The organism is Proteus sp. LHD240705 (assembly GCF_047921555.1).
Classification (GTDB): Bacteria; Pseudomonadota; Gammaproteobacteria; order Enterobacterales; family Enterobacteriaceae; genus Proteus.
The window spans coordinates 165890-191394 of sequence record NZ_JBLRMI010000006.1 but is presented as its reverse complement, the minus strand read 5'-3'; the positions used below and the strand labels follow the sequence as shown (position 1 = coordinate 191394).

The 25505-nt window shown below is 38.6% G+C and carries 22 protein-coding genes and 1 pseudogene; 11 read left to right on the top strand and 12 right to left on the bottom strand.

Annotated features, from left to right (window positions below):
- Nucleotides 1-62: 62 nt before the first annotated feature.
- A complete protein-coding gene (locus tag ACNART_RS12960; protein WP_198620131.1) occupies nt 63-2270 on the top strand; it encodes an extracellular solute-binding protein in 2208 nt (735 codons plus the stop codon).
- Between the two features lie 58 nt (nt 2271-2328).
- Here the strand turns inward: ACNART_RS12960 and ytfE are convergent, their stop codons facing one another.
- The 3 genes from ytfE to norV are packed head-to-tail and all read right to left on the bottom strand — an operon-like array spanning nt 2329 to nt 5628.
- Entirely contained in the window at nt 2329-2991 is a 663-nt protein-coding gene (ytfE, locus tag ACNART_RS12955) for an iron-sulfur cluster repair protein YtfE (RefSeq protein ID WP_368927510.1), read from the bottom strand.
- 37 nt (nt 2992-3028) lie between these two features.
- Nucleotides 3029-4183 carry an NADH:flavorubredoxin reductase NorW gene (gene norW, locus ACNART_RS12950; RefSeq protein ID WP_368927511.1) on the bottom strand — a complete coding sequence of 385 codons (1155 nt, stop codon included), beginning with the start codon at nt 4181-4183 and terminating at the stop codon, nt 3029-3031.
- Entirely contained in the window at nt 4180-5628 is a 1449-nt protein-coding gene (norV, locus tag ACNART_RS12945; RefSeq protein ID WP_368927513.1) for an anaerobic nitric oxide reductase flavorubredoxin, read from the bottom strand. Before norV ends, norW begins: the two co-directional genes overlap by 4 nt.
- A gap of 190 nt (nt 5629-5818) precedes the next feature.
- Here norV and norR point away from each other — a divergent pair, with 190 nt between their 5' ends.
- Nucleotides 5819-7336: a nitric oxide reductase transcriptional regulator NorR gene (norR, locus tag ACNART_RS12940; protein ID WP_198620128.1), complete on the top strand. Its 1518-nt coding sequence runs from the start codon at nt 5819-5821 to the stop codon at nt 7334-7336.
- A 98-nt stretch (nt 7337-7434) separates the two neighbouring features.
- Here norR and ACNART_RS12935 read toward each other — a convergent pair whose 3' ends face one another.
- From ACNART_RS12935 to ACNART_RS12920, 4 genes are all read right to left on the bottom strand, one after another.
- The gene (locus tag ACNART_RS12935; protein ID WP_311747436.1) at nt 7435-8004 is read right to left on the bottom strand and encodes a molecular chaperone TorD family protein; all 570 of its coding nucleotides are present in this window, start codon (nt 8002-8004) and stop codon (nt 7435-7437) included.
- A gap of 79 nt (nt 8005-8083) precedes the next feature.
- Nucleotides 8084-8983 carry a dimethyl sulfoxide reductase anchor subunit family protein gene (locus ACNART_RS12930; RefSeq protein ID WP_368927515.1) on the bottom strand — a complete coding sequence of 300 codons (900 nt, stop codon included), beginning with the start codon at nt 8981-8983 and terminating at the stop codon, nt 8084-8086.
- On the bottom strand, nt 8980-9621 hold the full coding sequence (locus tag ACNART_RS12925; protein WP_109406736.1) for a DMSO/selenate family reductase complex B subunit: 642 nt from the start codon (nt 9619-9621) through the stop codon (nt 8980-8982). The genes ACNART_RS12930 and ACNART_RS12925 overlap by 4 nt, the downstream gene beginning before the upstream one ends.
- Nucleotides 9618-12038 (bottom strand): DMSO/selenate family reductase complex A subunit, encoded by a 2421-nt coding sequence (locus ACNART_RS12920; RefSeq protein ID WP_198632429.1) that lies wholly within the window; start codon nt 12036-12038, stop codon nt 9618-9620. The genes ACNART_RS12925 and ACNART_RS12920 overlap by 4 nt, the downstream gene beginning before the upstream one ends.
- A 446-nt stretch (nt 12039-12484) precedes the next feature.
- On the opposite strand from ACNART_RS12920, the gene ACNART_RS12915 reads away from it, so the two are divergent.
- The gene (locus ACNART_RS12915; protein WP_198620123.1) at nt 12485-13270 is read left to right on the top strand and encodes an AraC family transcriptional regulator; all 786 of its coding nucleotides are present in this window, start codon (nt 12485-12487) and stop codon (nt 13268-13270) included.
- Between the two features lie 203 nt (nt 13271-13473).
- Nucleotides 13474-13674 (top strand): annotated as a pseudogene (locus ACNART_RS12910) (hypothetical protein); the annotation flags it as partial.
- Between the two features lie 38 nt (nt 13675-13712).
- Here ACNART_RS12910 and ACNART_RS12905 read toward each other — a convergent pair.
- On the bottom strand, nt 13713-15203 hold the full coding sequence (locus ACNART_RS12905) for an MFS transporter (RefSeq protein ID WP_198626273.1): 1491 nt from the start codon (nt 15201-15203) through the stop codon (nt 13713-13715).
- Nucleotides 15204-15290: 87 nt separating this feature from the next.
- Here ACNART_RS12905 and ACNART_RS12900 point away from each other — a divergent pair, with 87 nt between their 5' ends.
- Nucleotides 15291-15845, top strand: a complete 555-nt coding sequence (locus tag ACNART_RS12900) for a TetR/AcrR family transcriptional regulator (RefSeq protein WP_198620121.1) — start codon at nt 15291-15293, stop codon at nt 15843-15845.
- 81 nt (nt 15846-15926) lie between these two features.
- Here ACNART_RS12900 and ACNART_RS12895 read toward each other — a convergent pair whose 3' ends face one another.
- From ACNART_RS12895 to ACNART_RS12880, 4 genes are read right to left on the bottom strand one after another with little or no spacing between them, the layout of a single operon-like run.
- Complete coding sequence (locus ACNART_RS12895; protein ID WP_196533912.1) at nt 15927-16682, bottom strand: ABC transporter ATP-binding protein; 756 nt, start codon at nt 16680-16682, stop codon at nt 15927-15929.
- A 1-nt stretch (nt 16683) separates the two neighbouring features.
- Nucleotides 16684-17691, bottom strand: coding sequence for an iron chelate uptake ABC transporter family permease subunit (locus ACNART_RS12890; protein WP_198632428.1), 1008 nt, complete (start codon nt 17689-17691; stop codon nt 16684-16686).
- Nucleotides 17678-18640, bottom strand: a complete 963-nt coding sequence (locus ACNART_RS12885; RefSeq protein ID WP_198632427.1) for an ABC transporter permease — start codon at nt 18638-18640, stop codon at nt 17678-17680. Before ACNART_RS12885 ends, ACNART_RS12890 begins: the two co-directional genes overlap by 14 nt.
- Nucleotides 18641-18649: 9 nt before the next feature.
- Nucleotides 18650-19609 carry a siderophore ABC transporter substrate-binding protein gene (locus ACNART_RS12880; RefSeq protein WP_198620120.1) on the bottom strand — a complete coding sequence of 320 codons (960 nt, stop codon included), beginning with the start codon at nt 19607-19609 and terminating at the stop codon, nt 18650-18652.
- A gap of 453 nt (nt 19610-20062) precedes the next feature.
- Between ACNART_RS12880 and ACNART_RS12875 the strand changes: the two genes are divergently transcribed.
- From ACNART_RS12875 to chbG, 6 genes are all read left to right on the top strand, one after another.
- Complete coding sequence (locus tag ACNART_RS12875) at nt 20063-20389, top strand: PTS sugar transporter subunit IIB (RefSeq protein WP_069369489.1); 327 nt, start codon at nt 20063-20065, stop codon at nt 20387-20389.
- A gap of 94 nt (nt 20390-20483) precedes the next feature.
- Nucleotides 20484-21842 (top strand): PTS N,N'-diacetylchitobiose transporter subunit IIC, encoded by a 1359-nt coding sequence (gene chbC / locus ACNART_RS12870; protein WP_023583173.1) that lies wholly within the window; start codon nt 20484-20486, stop codon nt 21840-21842.
- A gap of 60 nt (nt 21843-21902) precedes the next feature.
- Nucleotides 21903-22250, top strand: a complete 348-nt coding sequence (gene chbA / locus ACNART_RS12865; protein WP_088494268.1) for a PTS N,N'-diacetylchitobiose transporter subunit IIA — start codon at nt 21903-21905, stop codon at nt 22248-22250.
- 1 nt (nt 22251) lies between these two features.
- Entirely contained in the window at nt 22252-23109 is an 858-nt protein-coding gene (gene chbR, locus ACNART_RS12860) for a transcriptional regulator ChbR (protein WP_198620118.1), read from the top strand.
- A 160-nt stretch (nt 23110-23269) separates the two neighbouring features.
- Entirely contained in the window at nt 23270-24625 is a 1356-nt protein-coding gene (locus ACNART_RS12855) for a 6-phospho-beta-glucosidase (protein WP_368927517.1), read from the top strand.
- A 36-nt stretch (nt 24626-24661) separates the two neighbouring features.
- Nucleotides 24662-25426, top strand: a complete 765-nt coding sequence (gene chbG / locus ACNART_RS12850; RefSeq protein WP_198620116.1) for a chitin disaccharide deacetylase — start codon at nt 24662-24664, stop codon at nt 25424-25426.
- Nucleotides 25427-25505 lie beyond the last annotated feature (79 nt).

Here is a 25505-nt window from a genome sequence, read left to right as displayed (position 1 = left end):
GTAGTCGAGATAAATAATTCAGGTATGCTAGTGAAAGCGGAAATTGAGATGGAAAAAGGTCTATGGCAACGATAAAAGATATTGCAAAATTAGCAGGTGTTTCTCATGGTACTGTTTCTAACGTATTGAACAAGCGTGGAAATGTAAGCGTTGAGAAAATTGAAGCTGTGTATCAAGCCGCCAAACAAATGGGTTATCAATTAAATACACAGGCTCAACTGTTAAGAACCAATAAAAGCCATAAAATTGCGATACTTTTACCTCAATTAGTTTCTGAAAAATATGCTGTTTTCTTTAATTCTTTAAGACAATCTATCGCTCATTTTCCTGAGGTTACTTACGATCTTTTTTTAACGGATGACCTTGAAACCACAGAGTTAGAGCTATTACAGAAAATTGCAGCAGGTGGTTATAAGCAAGTGATCACCGTGAGTTGCCTTAATGATGCGAATATCTATTTTGACACGTTAAAATTGTCCCCTTCTCAAATTGCATTTATTTATCGCCAACCACTCAATACACAACGTTTTTTTACACTCGATTTTGCTCAAGCGGCAGAGGCTATTTGCCAACAGGTAGCAAAAACTGTCGGTAAATTGGTCGGCATTTTTATTGGCAATAGTGATTATTTAAATAATCAGATTTTTGTTAATGAATTACAACATCGACTTTTGAAGTACGCACCAAATAAAAAAAATGTGGTGCTTTGCGCGTCAGATGAAGAGAGCTATAAAATTGCGTTTGATTTCTTTTCTATGGAGCAAATTCCAGACATATTTATTGCTCAAGATATAGAAAAAGCACGTTATTTAACACAAGCCAGTTATTTCGGTAGCCATAATGATTGCCCGCCTATTTTTGCATTGAGCGATAATATTCCACCTGTATTAAAAGGGTTGTATTACTTTCCAATGAACTATGCCCAACTTGGGTTAGAAGTAATTGATGCGCTAATGCAAGATGCCGATGAGGGAGAGATAACAGCAAATAATGCCATTTATGTGCGTAATCAAAGTGATCATCTTTATACGCAAACCGCTGCGGTTATATGTGAGGATAAAGCAGATATAAATCTTAATTTGCTTATTCTGCCTAGTCCTTCAACCAGTGCATTAAAAAAACTATTACCCCATTTTTATCGCCAGACAGGAATTAAAGTTAATTTGGCGATACACCCTTATGATGAAGTTTATCAAATATTGAGTCAGCTACATTTACATCCATATTATGATTTGCTGCGTATTGATATGGCGTGTTTTCCTTGGTTTGCGGAAAGAATATTGCAGCCATTAGATAAGATCGGTAATGGACTAACGGATTTATTAAATAATTTCTCATTGCCCACTCAACAGAAATTTAGTTTAGTCAATAATGTTGCTTATGCCATGCCTTTTGATGCCAGTGCGCAACTTCTGTTTTATCGAAAAGACTTGTTTGAAGATCCTATTCTAAAAAGAATGTATTACGAAAAAACCGGTAATGAATTAACGGTGCCTGCGACGTTCGAAGAATACGATAATGTAACGCAGTTTTTTACTGAACAGCATGAAGAAGGGCAATTAAATCGTCCAATGGGCGCTTCAACAACATTAGGGAGTGCAGGGCTCATTGCAACAGAATATTTATTACGTTACTACGCAAAAGGTGGGCGTTTAATAGGAAGTAATAATATTCCTAGATTAGCAATGCCGTTAGCGGGTGAAATATTAGAAGAGTATCTACAGCAATTGTCGATCACCGAAAATATTGATAATAAATGGTGGAGTGAATCAGTTAGACAATTTGAGCAAGGTCATCTTGCTATGCTTATCGCTTATATGAATTTATTTAACGATGTCGCTCATAGCAATATTTTACCTAAAACAGGTTTTGCACCTGTGCCCGGAAGTATTCCACAATTAGGCGGTGGCGTATTAGGCGTTTCACGTTATAGCCAAAAATCACAATATGCAGAGCAATTTTATCGTTGGCTTTATTCCCCAATGGTGATGGATCACCTTATTTTATTAGGTGGAAACAGTAATCATCAAAATTTCAGCCATAACCAAGAAATTAGCCATCGTTACCCATGGATGACATTGGCTTATCAAGAAATTAATAAGGGAATACGAGAATCTTCGGTACCTAATGGTAAGTTATTTAATTTACGCCAAGCCGAGATTATTATCGGACAAGGTATTACGAATGTCGTTAATAATATTATGACGATAGATGAGACTATCGATTATATAAATCAGCGTTTGTTGATAGATACTCAAGGTGAGCGGTAGGTTTTATTGGTCACTATAAAAATAGCAGGGGATGATGAGATCCCCTGTGTATGAACTATTACTTGCCCGCTAATGCTCTTGGAAATAATAAATTGTTTTCTAAGCTAATATGATTCATTAAGTCATCAATGAATTCATTAATACCATTATAAAGCACTCGCCATGTGGTGCAGGCTTCAGGTGGTGGTGTGACGTTTTTGGTAATAAACTTAATTACTTCAACAAGTTCCCCCGCATCATCATGTTCGTGTTCCATAACACTAATGGGTGCACTGGCTTGGTTTCCTAATCCATTTTTTATCATAGGAAAGAGAATGCGTTCTTCTTTCATCATATGGCTTGTCAGCTCATCTAATAATAGTGTTAATTGACGGGCTAATCCTTTCGGAACAGTCGGTTTTGCTTCATGAACCCGTTCTACTTTTTCCGCTTGTAGAATAAGCTCAGGTAATTGTGTTTTGTGTTTGTTATGATAACGAACAATAATAAAATCAATAATTTCACCTAATGATGCTTGTCGCCAATCTTTTTCTAAAGGTTGTTCTGAAAGGGCAATAAGTTTATTTTCAATTTCATCAACGTTGAGTCCTGCTTTTTCTGCCGATTTACTTAATGTTCTTTTCCCTCCACAGCAAAAGTCGAGGTTATATTGACGAAATATGGCACTGGCACCTGAAATAGATAAAGCCAGTTGTCCTAGGGATTGGTTACGTAAGTTCATGGTTATATCTCGAAGTATTTAGAATGTATTATTTAAATTAAGCGGACAGTGCTCTTAATAAAGCAAACGCTTCTTTTACCTGCTCTTCTGTTACCACAAAGGCACGTAATACATCATTTTTATCAAAGCCTTTAGCGATAATGCCCGATTGTGTTGTACTAATATTCCACGTTAAATCTTTACGTGCGGTTTCACCGGCAAGGTGCAGTGGCATTAAAGGCGTTTTTACCCGAATAATCATTGGCGGTAGATTAAGTGGCGCATTATTTTCACCTACAAGTGATTTTGCTAAATGCATCGCACTCAATTGTATTGGCTGTAAAAATGGCAATAAGCTACCGTTGATTTGTGCACAGTCACCTAAGGCATAAATATCTTTATCACTGCTTTGCAGATATTCATTCACAATAATCCCACGGTCAGTATGTAAACCTGCAAGATAAGCAAGCTCTATATTTGGTGTAAGCCCAGTCGCGGCAATAACACAATCAACGGTTAATTGATGATGTTGATTAAATGTCGCTAAAATTCCGTTATCGGTTTGTGTTAATGACTGTAACGGTGATTTGAGCATTAAACGCACACCAATTTCTGTTAGGCTTGATTGTAAACGACCACTGAGATCAGATGGGATCAGCGACGATAATAATTGCCCAGAAATATCAGCAAGGATCACTTCTTTACCTGCTCGACTAAAATCCATCGCTAATTCAGTACCAATTAACCCAGCACCTAAAATTAACACACGTTTAGCGTGATGAATTTGCGTTTCATAAGCTCGGTACTCTTGTTGGCTATTGAGCGTCAACATTAACTCATGCCCTGAAATTGGCGGACAATAGGTTTTGGCACCAGTGGCTAATATTAATTTATCGTAATACCATTGTTCGCCTTGCATGCTCTGAATACGTTTTTCATCCGTATTAATATCCGTAATTTGCGTATAAGGATGAATTGCTAATTGATATTGTTGTGCAAAGTCTTGAGCCGTTTGTTTCGTTAAATCATCGGCATTTTGTGCCTGACTGATTACATGACTTAAATCGGGTTTGTTATATTCATCAATACTGTCTGATGCAATTAGGGTAATAGGAATATCTGCATTAAATTTGCGAATATTTTTCACTAATTGGCGCGAAGCAAAGCCCGCGCCAATAATGACAATCCCATTACTGAGAAGGTCTTTACTCATTTTGCCTCCTTGGCAAGTGCATCAAAGACATCTTTTCCTAATGAACATTCAGGGCATAAGAAGTTATCAGGTACTTCACTCCACGGCGTATTAGGTTGAACATTTTGTATCGGTTCACCAATTGCAGGATCGTAAATCCATTGACACACACTGCATTGCATACAAGGACCTAAATCGACAGCTTCAACATTTGTGGCAACTTCAGGTTGTGATGAGACTGTACAACAAGATTGGGTTGCAGGAAGTGGTGCTAAAGCCCATTGGCGTGCAATTTCACGACCATATTCACGACAAATTTCTTGTGCTTGCATATCTGGGCGCCATTTGGTTTTTAGCGCTAATGCGGTTTCAAATCCGGCATCCATTAAGCGAGTTTGAATGCGATCTACGGCACCGCCATTCCAACCATAACTGCCAAAAGCAGCGGCTTTTTTATTACGAAAACGTAAGCCAGTCATCTCTTCCAGCATGGCGGCAATTTTTGGCATCATGACATTATTCATTGTCGATGAACCGACTAGCACACCCTTAGAACGAAAAGCACTAGTGATGATGTCATTTTTATCACTTTTGGCGACGTTATAGCTTTTTACAAATACGTTAGGGTCAATTTCGTTAATACCTTGTGCAATCGCATCTGCCATCATTCGTGTATTGTTTGACATGGTGTCATAGAAAATAGTGATGCGATCTTCTTGATAGTCTGCTGCCCATTTTAGATATAATTCAAGGATTTGCGTTGGGTTGTCACGCCATACCACACCGTGAGAAGTAGCAATCATATCAACAGGTAAGTTAAAGCCTAAAATTTCATTAATTTTGGGTGTTACAAGGCGACTAAATGGCGTCAAAATATTGGCATAATAGCGTTGGCATTGTTCAAATAATTCAGTTTGGTCAACTTCATCGTTAAATAACCGTTCATCACAATAGTGCTGACCAAAGGCATCATTACTAAATAAAATCGCATCTCCCGTTAAATAGGTCATCATGCTGTCAGGCCAATGTAACATTGGCGTTTCAACAAAAATGAGTTGCTTACCATTACCAATATCTAGGCTATCGCCTGTTTTAACGATATTAAAATTCCATTCAGGATGATGGTGATGACCATTGATTGAATCAATGGCATTTGCTGTGCAATAAATCGGGGTATTAGGTATAAAAGACATCAGCTCAGTGAGTGCGCCAGCGTGATCTTCTTCTGCATGATTAATAATAATGTAATCAATCTCTTCTAGAGCAATTTGCGTGCGTAAATTTTGCACAAATTCACGGCTGAATTTATGATCAACCGTATCAATAAGCACATTCTTTTCTTCACGTATTAGGTAACTGTTGTAGCTACTGCCTAATAATGTTTTGTATTCAGTGCCATGAAAATCACGAACTTCCCAGTCACGTTGTCCAACCCAATTAACATTATTTTTAACATGAATAGCCATTTTATATTGTTCCTTCTCATTAATCTTTTCATAGGGATATGTATTGATATAATCAAGAAGCGTGCCATTTTTTAATTTGTTGTTTTATAACGTTTTTTATTTTGTTGGCTATTTATATATTGTCAATATGACTATCTTTATCATGTCAAAATGACCATAATAACAGTCATAATGACTATGAGGTGTTTTTATGGGCTTTTCTGTTGATGTGCTGGCTAAAATTGCCATTGAATTACAAAAAGATGTGGGTCATCAAGATAGGTTTCAACGCCTTGTGACCACGCTTCGGCAAGTGCTAAATTGCGATGCAGCCGCTCTGCTTCGTTATGAGCCTCATCAGTTTATTCCATTGGCGATAGATGGTCTTGTGCCTGATGTATTAGGGCGACGCTTTTTACTTGAAGGGCATCCACGCCTTGAAACTATTGCGCGTGCTGGGGATGTTGTTCGTTTTCCTGCGGATAGTGATTTACCCGATCCTTATGATGGGCTTATTCCGGATAGAGAGCATTTAAAAGTGCATGCTTGTGTGGGATTGCCGTTATTTGCGGGACAAGACTTAATTGGTACGTTAACGCTTGATGGAATGGACCCTAATCAGTTTGATACCTTTAGTGATGAAGAATTACGTTTAATTGCTGCATTAACCGCAGGAGCATTAAATAATGCATTATTGATTGAGCAACTTGAAAATCAAAATATGTTATTTACGCCAACCAATACGTTTAAGCCCACAGTAAAAACAGAAATTATTGGTTTATCGCCTTCAATGATGCAACTGAAAAAAGAGATAGAAATTGTTGCACCCGCAGATATGAATATTTTAGTGAGTGGCGAAACGGGAACGGGTAAAGAGCTGGTGGTAAAAGCCATTCATGAAATGTCTAATCGTGCAGATAATCCGTTAGTCTATTTAAATTGCGCCGCACTGCCTGAGAGCGTGGCGGAAAGTGAATTATTTGGTCATGTGAAAGGGGCTTTTACAGGAGCAATTAGTCATCGTAGTGGTAAATTTGAAATGGCAGATAACGGAACGTTATTTCTTGATGAAATAGGGGAGTTATCATTATCACTGCAAGCCAAATTACTGCGTGTCTTACAATATGGTGATATTCAACGTATTGGTGATGATCGTAATTTACGCGTCAATGTGCGTGTATTAGCAGCAACAAATCGTGATTTATGGGAAGAAGTATTAGCGGGGAATTTCCGTGCTGATTTATTTCATCGTTTAAGTATTTTCCCTCTGCATGTGCCTCCATTACGAGAAAGAGACGAAGATATTCTGCTATTAGTAGGTTATTTTTGTGAGCAATATCGTCAACGTTTTAATCTTACTCAAGTGATTATTAGCCCAGAATTACGCCTTTATTTATTACACTATTCTTGGCCAGGTAATGTGCGAGAATTAGAACACACCATTCATCGAGCGATTGTTTTAGCCAGAGCGGGAAATAAAACTGATAGCCTTATTTTACAAGTGAGTCATTTTGCTTTAGGGGCTGAAAATCCAGTTCACTCTGGTTCTCAAATGTTACCTTCAGAAGAAAAAAATCTAAAAGAAGCAACGGACGAATTTCAGCGAGACTTAATCAAACAAGCATTACTGCGTAATAACCAAAATTGGGCAGCAACCGCGCGAGAATTATCACTTGATCCGGCTAATTTACGTCGTTTAACAAAACGCTTGGGATTAAAATTATCATAATTTTAAAAGGGATGTTCTAAATGAAAAAAGGTAATTTGGGTGCGTGGTCCAAATTACCTTAAATAATTATGTTAGGATGATAAGTTGTTAATAAATTTCTATTTTCTGAATGCGTTCACCGTGATGGTTACCAGTTCTGTTAATGTACTATAAAATTGGCTATACCCACTCATTTTTAATTTATTTAAATAGTGAGGTAGCCATGTGGTTAAATGAAGGGAAAATAATTCATTAACTGCTTCTTCTTTTTTTTCCGATGCCAATACCGCCGCTTGAAATAGCATCAAACCGATATGATCAACAGGCTCTGGAAAAGGCGTGTTTACTTTTAAACGTTCCTGTTTTAAAAATTCACTCAGCGCAAGGGTAGAATCCCCTTGTAATAAACCTTCAGGATCTAAATAGACCGAACCCCAAGGTGGGGCAGGCAACGCATTAGGGCCAACAAAAAGATTTTGCCATTGGGTTTTTAATTGCTCTGTATCGATAGACACAGAATCAATTAAACGTTCACACAAACGGTTTTCAATTTTACAAGGCCACTGTGCTACAAAATCCCCAGTTTTAAAAAAGTTGAGTGCAGTTTTATTGGTGTCATCATCAGGTGGGAACAAATAACAAATTCCCAATAAATTAAATGCAGCCGCATAATAAGAGAGTCTGCTCATAATTTTGATATTTCCTTAAACAAACCCCGATTAATGAGGTTTGTTTTTTTTATTATTTAAACGACATACTCAATGGCAATTAGTGAATTGAGTAGAAAACATAGCGCAACATAAAGTCAGCGATAATTGCGATAACACAGCCAAGTGCAAAAATAGACTCAGTGGATTTCTCTTGATTTTTAGGGGCTAGGAATTTCACTAAACTATAACCACAAGCCAATACTGCAAAGGTTGCTAAGATCCAGCATGTAGTCCGTAACGAACCAATGGAGTAATAGACTTGAATAGGTGATAACGGGAATGTCACCGATTTTTGGCTATATAGAGTGCTAGTTAAATATTGCTCATAAAAAGGTTGATACAATAATCGACCCATTAAGCTAACTGCTATTATTCCCCATAGTTGCCATTTCCAACGCATTGGGAAAGAGGTTTGTGGTATTTCAATACCTAACTTATTTCCGACACGTTGCACTATTTTGAACAATAAAAAGAAAATTGCAGCACCTAGCGTTAACATCGCCCCGAAGAACATCACATACGTGTTGTTATCCATCCATGTCAAAATGGAGGTGTGGCGATAAATTGATGCCATGCAATAAATATCAAATAACCCAATCAGAATACTGGTACTTAATAACAGCATTGAGAGTTTGCGAGTGCGCCAGAGCCATAAAAAGGTTAAGCCTAGACAACTGACAAAAATAGCTGTGATAGCAACTTCACGACTTAGCCAAGCGGAAAAAACATTTCTAATCGCATTTGGGGCATTTAATGGCACACCTAAGTGAGTGATTGAGGCAATAGAGCCTAAACCTGCTAGTCCGCAAATAACAAATAAGGCCAATAGCATAAAGCGATAGTAGCTTTCTGCATTGAGATAATGAGAAAGGCGGCGAGCAAAAAGCCCTGTTGTTAGCGCAAGACCAATGGCCGCATTCATCATAAATGTGAAGATTAATAATGACCATTCATTCATTTTCTTTCTCCCTTATTATTAATTCCGTCATTATTGGCACCCTGATGTGGGTTAATAACAAGGTTTGGATGCGTTATTTCAGGGGAAGGTAAACCCGTGACATAATCTAAATCGCCATAGCGTTCACGTAGTTCATCAATAGGGCCAAATTGGATTGCACCTAACGGACAAGTAGCGACACAAACGGGTTGTTCACCTTTTTGCTGTAAATCGATGCAAAAATCGCATTTTGACATCTGTTTGGTTTCTGGGTTCATTTGTGGTGCGCCATAAGGGCAAGACCACGCACAAGCACCACAACCGACACATTTGTCTGTATCTACCATCACAATGCCATCACCTTCACGCTTATGCATTGCGGTTGTTGGGCAATTTTTAACGCAAATAGGATCGTCACAATGGTTACAAGAGATAGATAAGGTGTAAGCAAAGACATTATTAATCAGTGCGCCTTTAGGATTTCGGGTATACCCGCCACCCGTAATTTCATAGACACGACGAAATTTGCGCCCGACATCGAGGTTATTTTTATCTTTGCACGCAACCTGACACGCTTTACAACCTGAACAGCGAGCGCTATCGATATAAAATCCTAACTGTTTACTACTCACTGCGGGATAAACGATAAATTTACTCATGCTTTTGCTACCTCGACCAATAATGTTTGGTGAGCATTGCCGTGTGCCATTGCGGTGCTACGAGATGATGTTAATACGTTGGCACATCCACCTTGATCTATGCCTTTTGCATCAGGTTGCCACCAAGCACCTGCTTGCAAGGCGACAACACCAGGCATAATTCGTTGTGTTAATTTGACGGGAACCATGGTTACCCCGCGATCGTTATACACTTTGACTTTCTCGCCCTCTTTGATGTTTCTATCTTGGGCATCTAACGGATTAATCCACAGTTCTTGGCGTTGGACTTCTTGCAACCAAGGGTTAGCAAATTGTGTTGAGTTTGCGCGGTTACGCCCTTTCCATGTGATAAGTTGCAGAGGGAATTTATCCGTTAACGTATCTTCGGGGCCCTCAATTGCGGGTACATAATGAGAAAGCGCAGGAATATCGACATTATTCATGTCATATAAACGCTTAGAGAAGATCTCAATTTTTCCTGATGGTGTTGGGAATGGGTTATTCTCGATATCTTGGATATTTTTCTCAAATGCCACATTTTGCGTATGAGGACGATGTTTTAAGAGATGACGGCGTTTAACCAATAGCTCTTGAAAGGTTGGAATACCGTCTTCAGGACGTTTAACACTCGCGTCATTAACTAAATATTCAATCCAATCACGGTCAGTCTCTTTGCCTTCGCTAAATTGTTCGCCTACCCCTAATTTATCGGCAACTTCACGTAACCAATCGTAGTCAGTGCGACGCTCAAACTCAGGTTCAATTACTTTTTCAGAAAGAATAATGTAGTCGCCATAACTCCATGTACCACCGATGTTCCAACGTTCTAGGAAGCTGGTTTCTGGTAGTAAAATATCGGCGTATTTTGCACTTGGCGTAAGATAGAGATCACTACAGACGATAAACTCGACTTTCGATTCATCTTCAAGTACTTTCGCAGCATGAAGAATATCGGTATTTTGATTTGTCATGTAGTTACCGGCCATTGAGAAAATCATCTTGATTTCAGTATCAAGTTTCTCTGCATTCAGTAACCCATTTTGTGGTGTGACTAAACTTTTATCTTCACACGCTTGTACCCAGTTGGTGATATTGATTTTCGCTTTTACTGGGTTGATTAATAGGCTTGGCCCTGCGATGGTTTTACGCAGTTCAGAATTTAATGCCATTCCATAACCCGCAGCCCAACCACCACGCACTCCCACATTCCCCGTGATAGTGGCGAGTAAAGTAGCGCCACGCGCCGTCCGTTCACCACAAATATGACGTTGAGGCCCCCAGCCTTGCATTAATGCAGCAGGTTTTGTCGATGCGTATTCACGCGCTAATTGTTTAATAGTATCGGCAGGTACTTTAGTGATGGTTTCAGCCCATTCAGGGGTTTTCTTAATGCCATCTTTTTTACCCATTAAATAGGCAACTAAAGACTCATTTTCACCCACACCTTCTGGCATTTGGTGCTCATCAAAGCCGATTGTGTATTTATCAATAAAGGCTTGGTCATGCAGGTTTTCGCTGACGATGACATACATCATCGCATCCATCATCGCGTTATCTGTCGTGGGTAATAAAGGGATCCACTGATCAGCTAAAGAAGAGGCGGTATCAGAATAACGAGGGTCAACGACAATAAATTTAGTGCCGTTTTTCTTCATTTTTTGGAAAAAATGGTTTGAATGACCAAAAATAGTTTCGTTAGGATTATGACCCCATAAAATAACGAGAGGGGTATTTTCTAACGTATCTAATGTACTGCCACTGGCTGCGGTGCCGTATGTATAAGGCGTGACCGCAAGGGTATTGCCGTTACTGACAGAGTGATAGTTTTCCAGAAAACCGCCAGTGATATTAAACAGGCGACGTAACATATTCGCACCTGAGAAAATACCGCCAGTAACGCCCGTACTTAAACTCACAAAGCGAGACGCTGGACCATATTGCTGGTTAATGCGTTGCATATTTTGTGCGATAAGCGTGGTGGCTTCTTCCCAACTGATGCGCTCAAATTTGCCCTCGCCACGTTTTCCAACGCGTTTCATTGGGTATTTTAAACGGTCTGGGTGATAGACAAATTTACGATAACCACGGCCTCGTACACAGGCACGCATAATGGGCATCTCTTCATCTAAATCAGCATCTGGGCGTGTGCTAATACGGGTGACTTTGCCATCTTTTACATGGGCACGAATGTCACATTTGCCTCCACAGTCAAAGCTACTACAGGTTGAAACAACGCGCTCTCCATCTTCGGTTGTTATTGATTTTACTGGGATAGCGTTATCTGTTGTCGCAGCAAAAGAGTTTGATGCGAGAAAAGGAAGGGTGACTAATGCTGAGCTCGCTTGAATAAAGTGACGGCGGCTAACATCGTTGAGAATGCTCTTTGTATCACTATCGTGATCGGACTGATTGCTCATAATGAACTCTACCTTAAACATAATAGGCGGATCCCGATATACCCGATACTTGATATAAAGAATGTGCGTGTTTTTTCTAGGCTATGAATAAAGGGAATGTCTGGTATCCGCTGCATTATTATTGAATGCATAGATAATTGCAGAATGCTCGAAATAACCTCTGCGAGAGGGATAGTAGTTGATTAATCTTTTGCCAACATTCTAAAACCAGACAATGACATTTGAATTTCAGCCTATTTACGAGAGGTGTTAAAAGCTCGTTTTTTGATTGTTAATAGGGTTTGTTAAATAGATATCAAGAAGGTTGAAATTTCGCATAAGGTATTTTAGCTATATATTTAAATATATAACGATTTTAATTATATAGGTTATTATTTGCCAGTGTGTAGAGCGTGGGATAACTGCTATATTAAAAGGAAGAAAATAAAAAGAGAGTGGTTTAAATTGTGAGAAATGTACCTTTAAAAAGCGTTGATTCACTTGACCGAGATGTTATTGCGCTAGGTACAGACTATCTGCCTAATACGTTGTTAGAAACGCATCAACATCGTCGAGCTCAATTTTTATATCCTGCCACAGGCTTAATTGAAGTGAGTACCAATGATGGTGAGTGGGTTATTCCACCGTCTTGTGGCGTATGGATACCGCCAGAAACAGGGCATGAAACTCGTATGTTAGATGTGAGTACGCGAAGCTTGTATATCGAGCCTTCTGCTGCTCCTCGTCACAGTAAACAGTGTGAAGTGTTAAGTGTTTCTCCTCTCTTTCGTCAGTTGTTACTTGAAGCTGTTGATGTACCTGCGGAATATGACAAAAAAGGGCGAGATGGTCTTTTAATGCAGTTAATCCTATGTGAATTATCGAAAGCAAAACCATTACCGTTTTTTGCGCCTATTCCACAAGACAGTAAATTAGCTAAATTATGCCGTGATTTTATCCGTAATCCTAAAATAGATTCTTTACCGCAACAGTGGGCAGATAAATTACATAAAAGTGAGCGCTCTTTTAGCCGATTTTTTCGTCAGCAAACAGGAATGTCATTTTCACAATGGCGACAGCAAGTCTGTTTATTAAATTCATTAACACAAATCTTATCAGGACGCGGTATTACCGAGATTGCCTTTGATTTGGGTTATAACAGCGCTGGCTCATTCTCAACAATGTTTAAAAAACAGATGGGACAATCGCCTTCTCATTTTAGTATGGATGCATTGGATATTGATCGGTTTTAATATGAATAATAAAATAATTCTCTAATTAAATTAAATATAGATAATTTTTGAGTTTAAAAATAAATATACTCTTATTTTAAGTTAGATGTTAATTTTATTTAAATAAGTAGGAATAGTATTCTTAATAAATATCTTCTTTAGAAGATAGTTCTATTATTTTATCTCTTTTATACTTTGCTCTCTTTTAGTATAGAGATATGTTTGTGGGATTAATTCTTAAAGAACAATGTGTTATTGTGGAACATGATTGCTCTGATTGGTTAACAACTGAGTCTGAAGAAAATCCAACTATTGAATATTCGAATGGTTTAAAAATTTATGCAATTTTTAAACGACAGTTTCTTTCAGGTAAACAAAGTCGTGACAGAAAACAACGTCACCTAGGAGATAACTGTCCTTTAATTTCTACAAAAATGTGCAAATAGCTATTATCAAAACAATTTTACTTTCGCACCTCATTCCGTAAACAATAAGGTAGAACCACTAAGCTAAGTGCCGTAATAATTGCGGTCGCGGTTAGCACGACAAAAAAGGCATTTTCAAAGGCGATATTTGCTTGAGATATCACAAGAGAAGCCATGTCATTTGGCAATTTTTCTGCCACAATAAGAGCCTCATCTAAACTGTCATATACCGCATCATCAATTGTTAATGAGTCAGGTAATATCAGTTTTAAGGTGTACACGGTACTCATCAAACTGCCCATAAATGTCACACCAATCACACTACCGAGCTCATAAGCTACATCTTCAATTGATGCCGCCATTCCCGCTTGCCTATCTGCGACACTCAACATAATTGACGTAGATGCCGAGGTAAAGATAATACCTAAACCAAAGCCGATTAAGAATAAGCTACCGATTAACACCATTGGAGATGTTGTTTGATAAACAGCAATTAACCACAGATTTCCCACCAAAGTAAGCATAAATCCAGCAATAATTAAGCGAACTTCACCTAAACGCACCAAGAAATAACCTGCCAAGGGAGAAGCAAGTACAGAGCCAATAGGAATAGGTAAAATGACCAGCGCTGCATTCAGTGGAGTAAAACCCGCAACAAGCTGTAAACGCTGGCTAAGCAATAATTCAATGCCTACAATGATCACCATAGAAAGTACGGCCATTAAAATACCGATACTAAAAAAGCGGTTTTTAAATAACCTAAAGTCAATCATCGGGTGAGTCTGTTTACGTTGGCGTAGAGTAAATAGAGTGAGGAAAACTACGGCAATAATGGCGGCAATCGTCGCTTCATTCCACTGTGTATAAGGTTTTCCTATCTCTTTTAAGGCATAAATAGTACTGATCAAACCCACTAAAATGAGTACTGAGCTTAAATAATCAATTTTATGATCACCATATCCCGAAAACTTAGGAATAAGCCAAATAGAGAACGGTAAGACAATAAGCACAATAGGGACGTTAATTAAAAAGACAGAACCCCACCAAAAATGTTCAAGTAACATGCCACCAATTAAAGGCCCTAAAGCAGCTCCGCCAGAAGCAACCGCAGACCAAATGCCAATCGCAATAGCTCGTTCTTGTGGATCGCTAAAAACTTGGCGCACGATTGATAGTGTTGCAGGCATACTCATTGCGGCACCCACGGCTAAAAAACCTCGAGAAGCAATTAAAGTGGTTGCTGTCGGTGAGAAAGCAGCACATAGAGAGGCAATCGCAAAAAGAGGAAGACCACAGATAAACAGCGTTTTATGACCAATTCTATCGGTTAGCATACCTGCTGCGGGTAATAATCCAGCAACAATTAATGGATAAGCATTCATTATCCAAAGTTTTTCTGAAGCACTTGCGTTTAAATCATAAGTTAAACGTGGCAATGCGGTATAAAGCACGGTTACATCAACAACAATGAGAAACAGCATGCTAGATACCAAAAGTAATACTATCCAACGTTTATAATCTTTTATCATAGAAATCTCAGTTATTTTTATGTGTATTATTTTTACTAGCGGCTATAATACAAATCCATACGAACGTATTGAAAAGAGGTTTTTTTTATGGGACGTCAAAGAACCATTGATAGAGAAAAATTGTTAGAAGCTATCTTCGACATTGTCATGGAGCAAGGAGCGGCAGCATTAACGATTGATACTGTTGCAAAAAAAATGGGGATCTCAAAAGGGGGCGTTCAATACTGTTTTAGTAGCAAAGAAGCAATGATTGATGCGATGTTTGAGCACTGGGAAGGCAGTTATGAAACGCAATTTAAAAAAATCGTTGAAAACGATAACTCACCTGAAAATCGAGTCACTGCACATATTCATGCCACTCATAATCATGACAAAGTCTCTTTTGCTAAAGGAGCGAGTTTGATGGCAGCATTGCTGCAAACGCCTGAATATCTACAAAGTACAAAAGAGTGGTATCAGCAACGATTAGCAGGTGTAGATATGACAACAGAAGCTGGAAAACGGGCAAGATTGGCATTTTTAGCGACAGAAGGCACTTTTTTACTGCGCTATTTTGGATTAATGGATATTGATGATAACGAATGGCAATCTATCTTTGAAGATATTGATTCAGAGTTACTTCAGCAAGGGAAAAGGCAATAAAAAAGCATGTTGTTAATGAGAAGAACAACATGCTTTTTATTGAAGATAATAGGGCTAAATGGAATTAGTAATACATTGTAATTAGTAATACATAGCAATTAGCTTATTATCTAGCTCTTTAACGTCAACGGGTGTATCGAAAATATCTTCGATAATCTCTGCTTTCATGATCTCTTTTGGTGAACCGTGATAATACAGTTGTCCGTTACGCATGGCTAAAATATAGTCAGAATAAACAGAAGCAAAATTGATATCATGAATAACGATAATAATGGTTTTTCCTAATTCATCTGCTGCTTTTCGCAGAAGTTTCATCATGATTACTGCATGCTTCATATCAAGATTATTCAGTGGTTCATCAAGCATGACATATTCTGTGTCTTGGCATAGCACCATCGCAACATAGGTACGTTGACGTTGCCCACCCGATAATTCATCTAGATAACGGTGACGAAATTCAGTCAAATTTAAAAAGTCTAATGACTCATCAATGACTTTTTTATCATCGAGCGTTAAACGACCTTTGCTGTAAGGATAGCGACCAAAGCCAACTAATTCTTCTACGGTTAAACGGCTAACAAACTGGTTTTCTTGGCGCAGTATTGAAAGATTTCTAGCAAGAACATCGCTATCAGTTGCAGCAACATCCATACCATTAACGCTCACCATGCCACTTTCAGGAAGTAATAGACGTCCAATAACAGAAAGTAGTGTGGATTTACCCGCGCCATTAGGGCCTATGATCGAAGTAATACCGCCACGTTGAATTGTTGTTGTAATATTATCGAGAACGGTCGTGTCTTGATAACGTTTTGATATTTTGCTGATTTCAATCATATTAAAGTCTTCTTAACACCAAATAGATAAAGAACATCCCACCGACAAACTCAATCACAACAGAAAGTGTTCCTGTCATTTTTAAGCCATATTCTAAAACCAGTTGCCCACCGATTAAGGCAATAGTGCCCAGTAGGAAGGCTACGGGCATCAAGAAACGGTGCTGGCTACTGCCACTGATATGATAAGCGAGGTTAGCGACAATTAACCCTAAGAAGGTTAACGGACCCACTAACGCTGTTGATACAGCCACTAGAATAGAAATCAGTAACAGAATATAAGTGGTTTGTTTGCGGTAATTAATACCGAGGTTAATGGCATTGGCTTGTCCTAATGCCATGACATCAAAGCTATAACGCATACGCCAAAGTAAAACACCGACAACCACAATCATGGCTAAGGCACAAAAGATAAGATCAGGCGTTGCACGGGTGAAAGTGGCAAACATACGACTTTGTAAGACGGAAAACTCATTGGGATCCATCAAACGTTGTAATAGCGTAGCTGAACTACGAAATAAAGTGCCTAAAATAATCCCGATCATCAGGACTAAGTTAATGTTAAAGCGTACCGAACTAAACAACCAACGATAGAGCACAACAGAAAATAGCACCAGCAATGTCGATTCTAAGAAGAACTTTGATAGGTTCAACATCCACGAGGTAGGCATATCCCCTTCAAAGAAAATAAACACAGTTTGTAGTAATACAAACAGGGCTTCTAACCCCATAAGTGAGGGTGTCAAAATACGGTTATTCGCGATAGTTTGAAACAATATCGTGGAAACACCAGCGGCAAACGCTACCACAATCATTGTAAGTACAATATAAGCACGGTGAGTCAGAATATAAGAGATATTGCCGTTTAGGTTTATCGTCATAAATAACACAATGGATAATAACGATGCCCCTAATAATAACCAAATACGAGACATAGGTGAGAGGCGCGTTTTCTTATGTTCGACAGCGCCAGTACATTTGCTAATTATGGATGAATTAACTTTTTGCATAACGTTGCTGCTTTAATATTAAGAAAAGGAAAATAACGGCACCCACTGCGCCTAAAATAACGCTGGCAGGAATTTCAAATGGGTAGCGAATAAGGCGACCAATCACATCACACAGTAAAACAATTGCACCACCACTCAAGCAAACCCAAGGAATGGTTTTGCGGATGTTATCGCCCATTACTAAGCTCACCAGATTGGGCACAATTAAGCCGAGGAAAGGTAATGCGCCGACAACGGAAACCACAACACCACTAATCAGTGCAATAATGGATAACCCAATGATCATCACTTTGCGGTAATTGAGTCCCACGTTAATGGAAAATTCACGCCCCATTCCGGCAACAGTAAAGCTATCAGCTACCCAACACGCCATGATTGCTAGCGCACCGACAAGCCATAACAGCTCATAACGGCCTTGTAACACACTTGAGAAATCGCCACTTGTCCATGCATCTAATGATTGCAGTAAATCGAAATATACCGCTAAGAAGATGGTGAGTGCGCCAATAACTGCACTGAGCATAATGCCCACTAAAGGTACTATTAGTGTTGTTTTTAAGGTGATCCTTTGCAAAAGCAACATAAATAACAAAGTACCAAGAAGGGCAAAAATAGTTGCAACCATCATTTTGGTAAAGATGCCAGCGGCTGGAAAGAGCAACATGACAACTAATAAGCCAAGACTTGCAGATTGTGTTGTTCCTGCAAGAGAAGGTTCAACGAAGCGGTTTTGAGTGAGTAGTTGCATGATTAAACCTGCAACACTAATGGCACCACCAGCGAGTAATAATGATAGGGTTCTTGGCACACGGCTGATAAAGAAGATATCGCGCATATCGGGATCAGAAAAAAGCGAAGCAGGAGTAATATCTCCTGCGCCGACAAATAGACTGATCATTGAGAGGATAGCAACAATCCCTATCCCCAATGATAAATGGAACGTTTTCATTCGATTATTTTATTTTTTCTGATCCAACGCCTGATTAATGGTATCCATTAAGCGAGAGTAAGTTTGGATCCCGCCTGAAATGTAAATAGAGCTTGAATCAAGATAGATAACTTGGTCTTTGTTCCAAGCGTTTACTTTTCTTACCAGTGCGTTATCGAGAACTTGTTGAGCAGGTTGTGAATCTTCACGACCAATTGCTGCATCACGGTCAATGACAAACAGCCAATCTGGGTTAAGTTTTAACAGTAATTCAGAGTTAACGATGTTGCCGTGTGAACCTGGGCTATCAAAAACATAAGCGGGTTCAAAACCTAATACATCATAGATAAAGCCAAAGCGAGAGCCTGGCCCATAAGCTGAAATTTTACCGCCACTGACTAAAACCACCATTGCTTTACCCGCATCTGGGGTTTTTGATTTTACGGTAGCAATTTTGCTATTGAAATCAGCCAATAATTTTTTAGCTTGCTCTTCTTTACCAAAAATTTGACCTAATGTGGTTGTGCGTTCAGCAAGGCTTTCAATGAAACGCTTAGGATCGATATCCATTGAAATCGCAGGTGCAATTTCACTTAATTTAGGATAAGCATCACGCGCACGGCTACCACTTAAAATTAAATCAGGCGCTGTTGTGCTGAGCTTTTCATAGTTTGGCTCAAATAAGGCACCTTCATTGATGTAATCGTTCGGATTGGTGTACTTCTCTAAGAATTTTGGTAAATGAACATTCGTTTGTGGAAGACCAACAATAGAAACACCTAATGCATCAATAATATCGAGGGTTTCCATATTCATCACAACCACTTTTTGTGGGTGTGCAGGGATTTCAGTTGTCCCTTGGAAATGTTCAATCGTGAGAGTTTGTTTCTCTGCTGATTGTGTTGTTGATGTGTCTTGAGCGTTATCACAACCTGCGATAACAAGTGAAGAAAGCAGTAAGAACAGTGGGCTTAATGACTTTTTAAACATTCTCTTTCCCATATTGTTGCAACACGAAATAACACGGATCTTTACAGCAGTGGCCTAAATATCGATCCACAAAGAAGACGATAATACCATCAAAAATATAAAGAGTAATGATACTAATTCACATTCTCATAATAATAAAGAATTAACTTGACTAAAATGGCGAAATTTTGCGAGTAGTCATAAGTGTTAATCAGAAAGACAAATTTCGTGACGTGAAAGAACTCTTAAGATTATTTGCTCAATTTGTGAAGAGTGTCAAAAGAGTAGGTCAAGGAGAGACAATTCTGAACCTATAAGAAATATCGTTAACCAGTATCATTGCGTATACTTCATTCAAGCAGAAACAATCCTTATTTTAATCTTACTTCGGTTTCTGTACTGACACAGTAATGAATGCACAAGAGAAAGCCTTGTTATCTCTAGGGTAAATCGTTGCCAACTCAAGAGGGTTTTATGCAAAAGAAATATATTTACTTATTTTGTTCTGCTGGCATGTCAACATCTCTTCTCGTGACCAAAATGCGAGCACAAGCAGAAAAATATGAGGTGCCTGTGGTCATTGAAGCATTTCCTGAAACCTTAGCAGCACAAAAAGGACAGGATGCGGATCTGATTTTACTGGGTCCACAAATTAGCTGGATGTTGCCTGATATCCAAAAATTACTCCCTAATAAACCGGTCGAAGTGATCGATTCTTTGTTATACGGAAAAGTAGATGGCTTAGGTGTGTTAAAAGCCGCTGTCGCCTCTATTAAAAAAGCATCTGCAACAACAAATTAATTCTATTTTTTATTTTTTTATTATTTCTATTCCAGTCAAAGAGCGAATTTTTCAGCAAGCCGAGCAATTAGCGGCATTTTAAGGGTATTTTTCTATGAGTAAGTTTATTGGTTCACTTGAAAAGGTACTCCTTCCTTTTGCGGTTAAAATTGGAAAGCAACCTCACGTTAATGCGATTAAAAATGGCTTTATTCGTTTAATGCCATTAACCCTTGCAGGGGCAATGTTTGTACTTATCAATAACGTTTTTCTTAGTTTTGGTGATGGCTCCTTCTTTTATTCTTTAGGTATCCGCCTTGATGCATCAACAATAGAAACGCTCAATGGTTTTAAAGCCATCGGGGGAAATGTCTATAATGGTACATTGGGTATAATGTCGTTGATGGCACCGTTCTTTATCGGAATGGCATTAGCAGAAGAGCGTAAAGTTGACCCGATTGCAGCAGGTTTACTTTCCATTGCAGCCTTTATGACAGTAACACCTTATAACGCAGGTGGTGCTTATGCAGTCGGCGCTAATTGGTTAGGCGGGGCAAATATCATTTCAGGTATCATTATTGGTCTTGTTGTGGCTGAAATGTTTACCTTTATTGTGCGTCGTAACTGGGTAATCCGTTTACCAGATAGCGTACCCGCATCTGTTTCACGTTCATTCTCTGCATTAATTCCAGGCTTTATTATTTTATCAGTCATGGGGATTGTTTCGTGGGGATTAGCAACGTATGAAACGAACTTCCATCAAATTATTTTAGATTCTATCTCAACACCATTAGCATCAATGGGATCTGTGGTTGGTTGGGCTTATGTTATCTTCACTTCTCTACTGTGGTTCTTTGGTATTCATGGATCACTCGCTCTTGCTGCACTTGATAGTGGCATTATGACGCCTTGGGCGTTAGAGAACGTGTCAATTTACACCGAATACGGTTCAGTGGAAGCGGCACTGGCAGCGGGTAAGACGTTCCACCTCTGGGCAAAACCAATGTTAGACTCCTTTATCTTCTTAGGCGGTACAGGGGCAACACTGGGACTTATTCTGGCTATCTTTATCGCATCTCGTCGTGCCGATCATCGCCAAGTGGCAAAACTGGCATTACCAGCAGGTTTATTCCAAATTAACGAACCGATTATTTTTGGTCTGCCTGTGATTATGAACCCAGTGATGTTTATTCCATTTATTCTTATTCAGCCTATTCTTGCTGCGATTACGGTGACGGCTTATTACTTAGGGATAATCCCACCAGTGACAAATATTGCGCCGTGGACAATGCCAACCGGACTAGGTGCTTTCTTTAATACCAACGGTAGTATTGCGGCACTGTTATTAGCACTGTTTAACTTGGGTGTTGCCACACTGATTTATCTGCCTTTCGTGATTATTTCAAATAAAGCGCAAACTGAAATTGAAAAAGAAGAAAGTGAAGAAGATATTGCCAATGCGTTGAAATTTTAAGTGATAGAAAACACAAGTGCAGAGGCTTCTCTGCACTTGCAGTGTCAAAGAGGAAATATGATGTTAGATATTGAAAATGCTGTTGATAGCAGTGCAACCGATGATGAATTTGAAGAGATCATTATGGGGCTTATCATTAACTCAGGCCAAGCTCGTAGTGTGGCTTATGGCGCGTTAAAAAAAGCCAAAGAAGGTGATTTTGATGGCGCGAGAAAATTAATGGAACAATCTCGCGAAGCATTAAATGAAGCACATAAAATACAGACTCGTTTAATTGGTGATGACCAAGGTGTAGGAAAAACGAAAGTCAGTTTGGTATTAGTTCACGCGCAAGATCATTTAATGACATCAATGTTAGCCAGAGAGTTGGTGACAGAATTAATCGAGTTACATGAGAAGATAAAATAAGATGAATACAGTGGTGGAGTCATTGAGAGCGCAAAGCGAAATACGCATGGTCTATGAAGATCAGCTATTTAATGGCAAAAACTTTCATGTCTTTATTTATAATAAAACAGAAAGTGTTAGTGGATTGCATCAGCATGACTATTATGAATTCACCATTGTATTAACAGGGCGCTATTATCAAGAGATAAATGGTAAAAAGATTTTACTCGAACGTGGTGATTTTGTTTTTATTCCCATTGGTTCTCATCATCAAAGTTTTTATGAATTTGGTGCAACTCGTATTCTCAATGTGGGTATTAGCAAAGCCTTTTTTGATAAACATTATCTCTCATTACTGCCTTCTTATTTTGTTGCCTCACAAGTTTATGAATTAAAAAATGAGTTTCTTTCCTATATTGAATCGGTTGTTGGATCACTGAATTTCCGCCATACCGAATTTAATGAGTTTATTGAAATTATCACCTTTAATGTGGTGAATAGATTACGACACCATCGAGAAAATAGAACACAAGACGATATTCCCTTATGGCTGAAAGACACGGTAAGCGAGATGCATGACAAACAAAAATTTGGTGAAAATGCATTGGCGAATATGGTGATGTTATCAGGGAAATCACAAGAATATTTAACCCGAGCAACTCGGCGTTATTACGATAAAACACCCATGCAAATTATTCATGATATTCGAATTAATTTTGCGAAAAAACAATTGGAAATTACAAACTATTCGATAACAGATATTGCTTTTGATGCAGGTTACAGCAGCCCAAGTTTATTTATTAAGACATTTAAGAAAATAACTTCGCTGACTCCAAATAGTTATCGAAAAAATTTATACAGTATTAAAGAAACAAACTAATTCATTATTAAGCGTAAGAAATTAATCAACAATAAAGATTAATTTTATCGAAAATAGAGAGAAAGAAGAAAATAAGCTTATTTTCTTCATGGCTCTTTACGCCTTAATTTCGCCATTAATACACAAATAACAGCACTATTACGCTGTATGGGAGTATTTTATGAGTCATAAATTAAAAGTAGTTACCATTGGTGGTGGAAGCAGTTATACGCCTGAATTACTAGAAGGTTTTATTAAGCGTTATCATGAACTACCCATCACTGAATTATGGTTAGTGGATGTTGAAGAAGGGCAAGAGAAGCTTGATATTATTTTTGAGCTTTGCCAACGCATGGTAAAAAAGGCGGATATTCCTTTAACCATTTATAAAACACTTAATCGCCGTGAAGCATTAAAAGACGCTGATTTTGTCACAACACAATTGCGTGTTGGTCAATTGAAAGCAAGAGAGCTTGATGAATCAATTCCTTTAAGTCATGGTTATTTAGGGCAAGAAACCAATGGTGCTGGTGGGCTATTTAAAGGTTTACGCACTATCCCTGTTATTTTCGATATTATTAAGGATGTTGAAGAGATTTGCCCTAATGCGTGGATCATCAACTTTACGAATCCAGCTGGCATGGTGACAGAAGCCGTTTATCGCCATACCAATTTTAAGAAGTTTATTGGGGTTTGTAATATTCCAATCGGTATGAAGATGTTTATTACAGATGTTCTTAACCTGACGAATAAAGATGAACTCTCCATTGATTTATTTGGCTTAAATCATATGGTGTTTATTAAAGACGTTATTGTAAATGGTCAGTCTCGCTTCCCTGAATTATTAGATGGCGTGGCTTCAGGAACATTAACCGCGGGCTCTGTGAAAAATATTTTTGATCTACCATTTAGTGAAGGCTTGATCCGCTCTCTTAATATGCTGCCGTGCTCTTATTTGCTGTATTACTTCAAGCAAAAAGAGATGTTAGCTATTGAAATGGGTGAATACTATAAAGGCGGTGCTCGCGCTAAAGTAGTACAAAAAGTCGAAAAACAATTGTTTGAATTGTATAAAGATCCTGATTTAAATATCAAACCGAAAGAGTTGGAATTACGTGGTGGTGCTTATTATTCTGATGCAGCCTGTGAAGTGATTAATGCTATTTATAATGATAAACAAGCTGAGCATTATGTGAATATTCCACATCATGGTCATATCGATAATATTCCAGCAGATTGGTCAATTGAAGTGACTGCTATTTTAGGGCGTGATGGCGCTAAACCTCATCCTCGTTTAACACATTTTGATGAAAAAGTGATGGGATTAATTCATACCATCAAAGCCTTTGAAATCGCGGCCAGCAAAGCGGCTATTAGTGGCGAATTAAATGATGCTTTATTAGCGATGAACTTAACACCGTTAGTACTTTCAGATAAAGATGCAGAAGTACTTACGCGTGAAATGTTATTAGCACATAAAGCACATCTACCTAATTTTGCCAAAGCAATTGCTGAGTTAGAAAAAGCCTCTCATTAATTGTCAGTAGATAAAAATAAGTAATAAGGAGACAGAATGGCTGGTTTATTAATTGTGAATGCGGATGATTTCGGGCTAAGTAAAGGTCAAAACTACGGTATTGCAGAGTGTTTTCGTCATGGCGTGGTTAGCTCAACAACGGCACTTGTCAATGCTGAAGGAATTAAACATGCAGCACAATTGCGTCATGAGTTGCCTGGATTAGGTGTTGGGCTTCATTTTACGTTGACGATGGGTAAACCGCTGTCTCCTTTATCTTCTTTAACGCGTGAAGGTGTGCTAGGGAAATGGGTCTGGCAAATGGCAGAAGAGGGCAATTTGCCACTTGATGAAATACGTGTTGAGCTTAGCGCTCAATATCAGCGTTTTATTGAGATCTTTGGTTGTGAACCAGACCATATTGATAGCCATCATCATGTGCATATGTTCAAGCAAATTTTTCCTATTGTGGCGGAATTTGCCAAAGAAAAATCGTTACCAATGCGCGTTGATAGACCTTTAGCGCAAAAAGAGGGCATTGATACTCAAGGTGTGATCAGTAGTGAGGGTTTCGATAGCCAGTTTTATGGTGATGAAATCACACAGGCTTTATTTTTAAAGGTGCTTGATGAATCAAAAGCACGTCGTGAGCACTCTCTTGAAGTGATGACACATCCTGCTTTTATTGATAATTCGTTACGTGCAAGTGGTTATTGCTTTCAGCGCTTAACGGAGCTTGAAGTATTAACAGATATCACGTTAAAACAAGCGATTGAGGAACGAGGTTATCAGCTAGGCACTTATCAAGATTTAATAAAATGATTTAGAAAGTTGTTTAGACAATCGGTGTCTGTGTTATTCCCTAGTGTGGGTCTTTTTTGCGTTAATTTGCCTCTGTTTT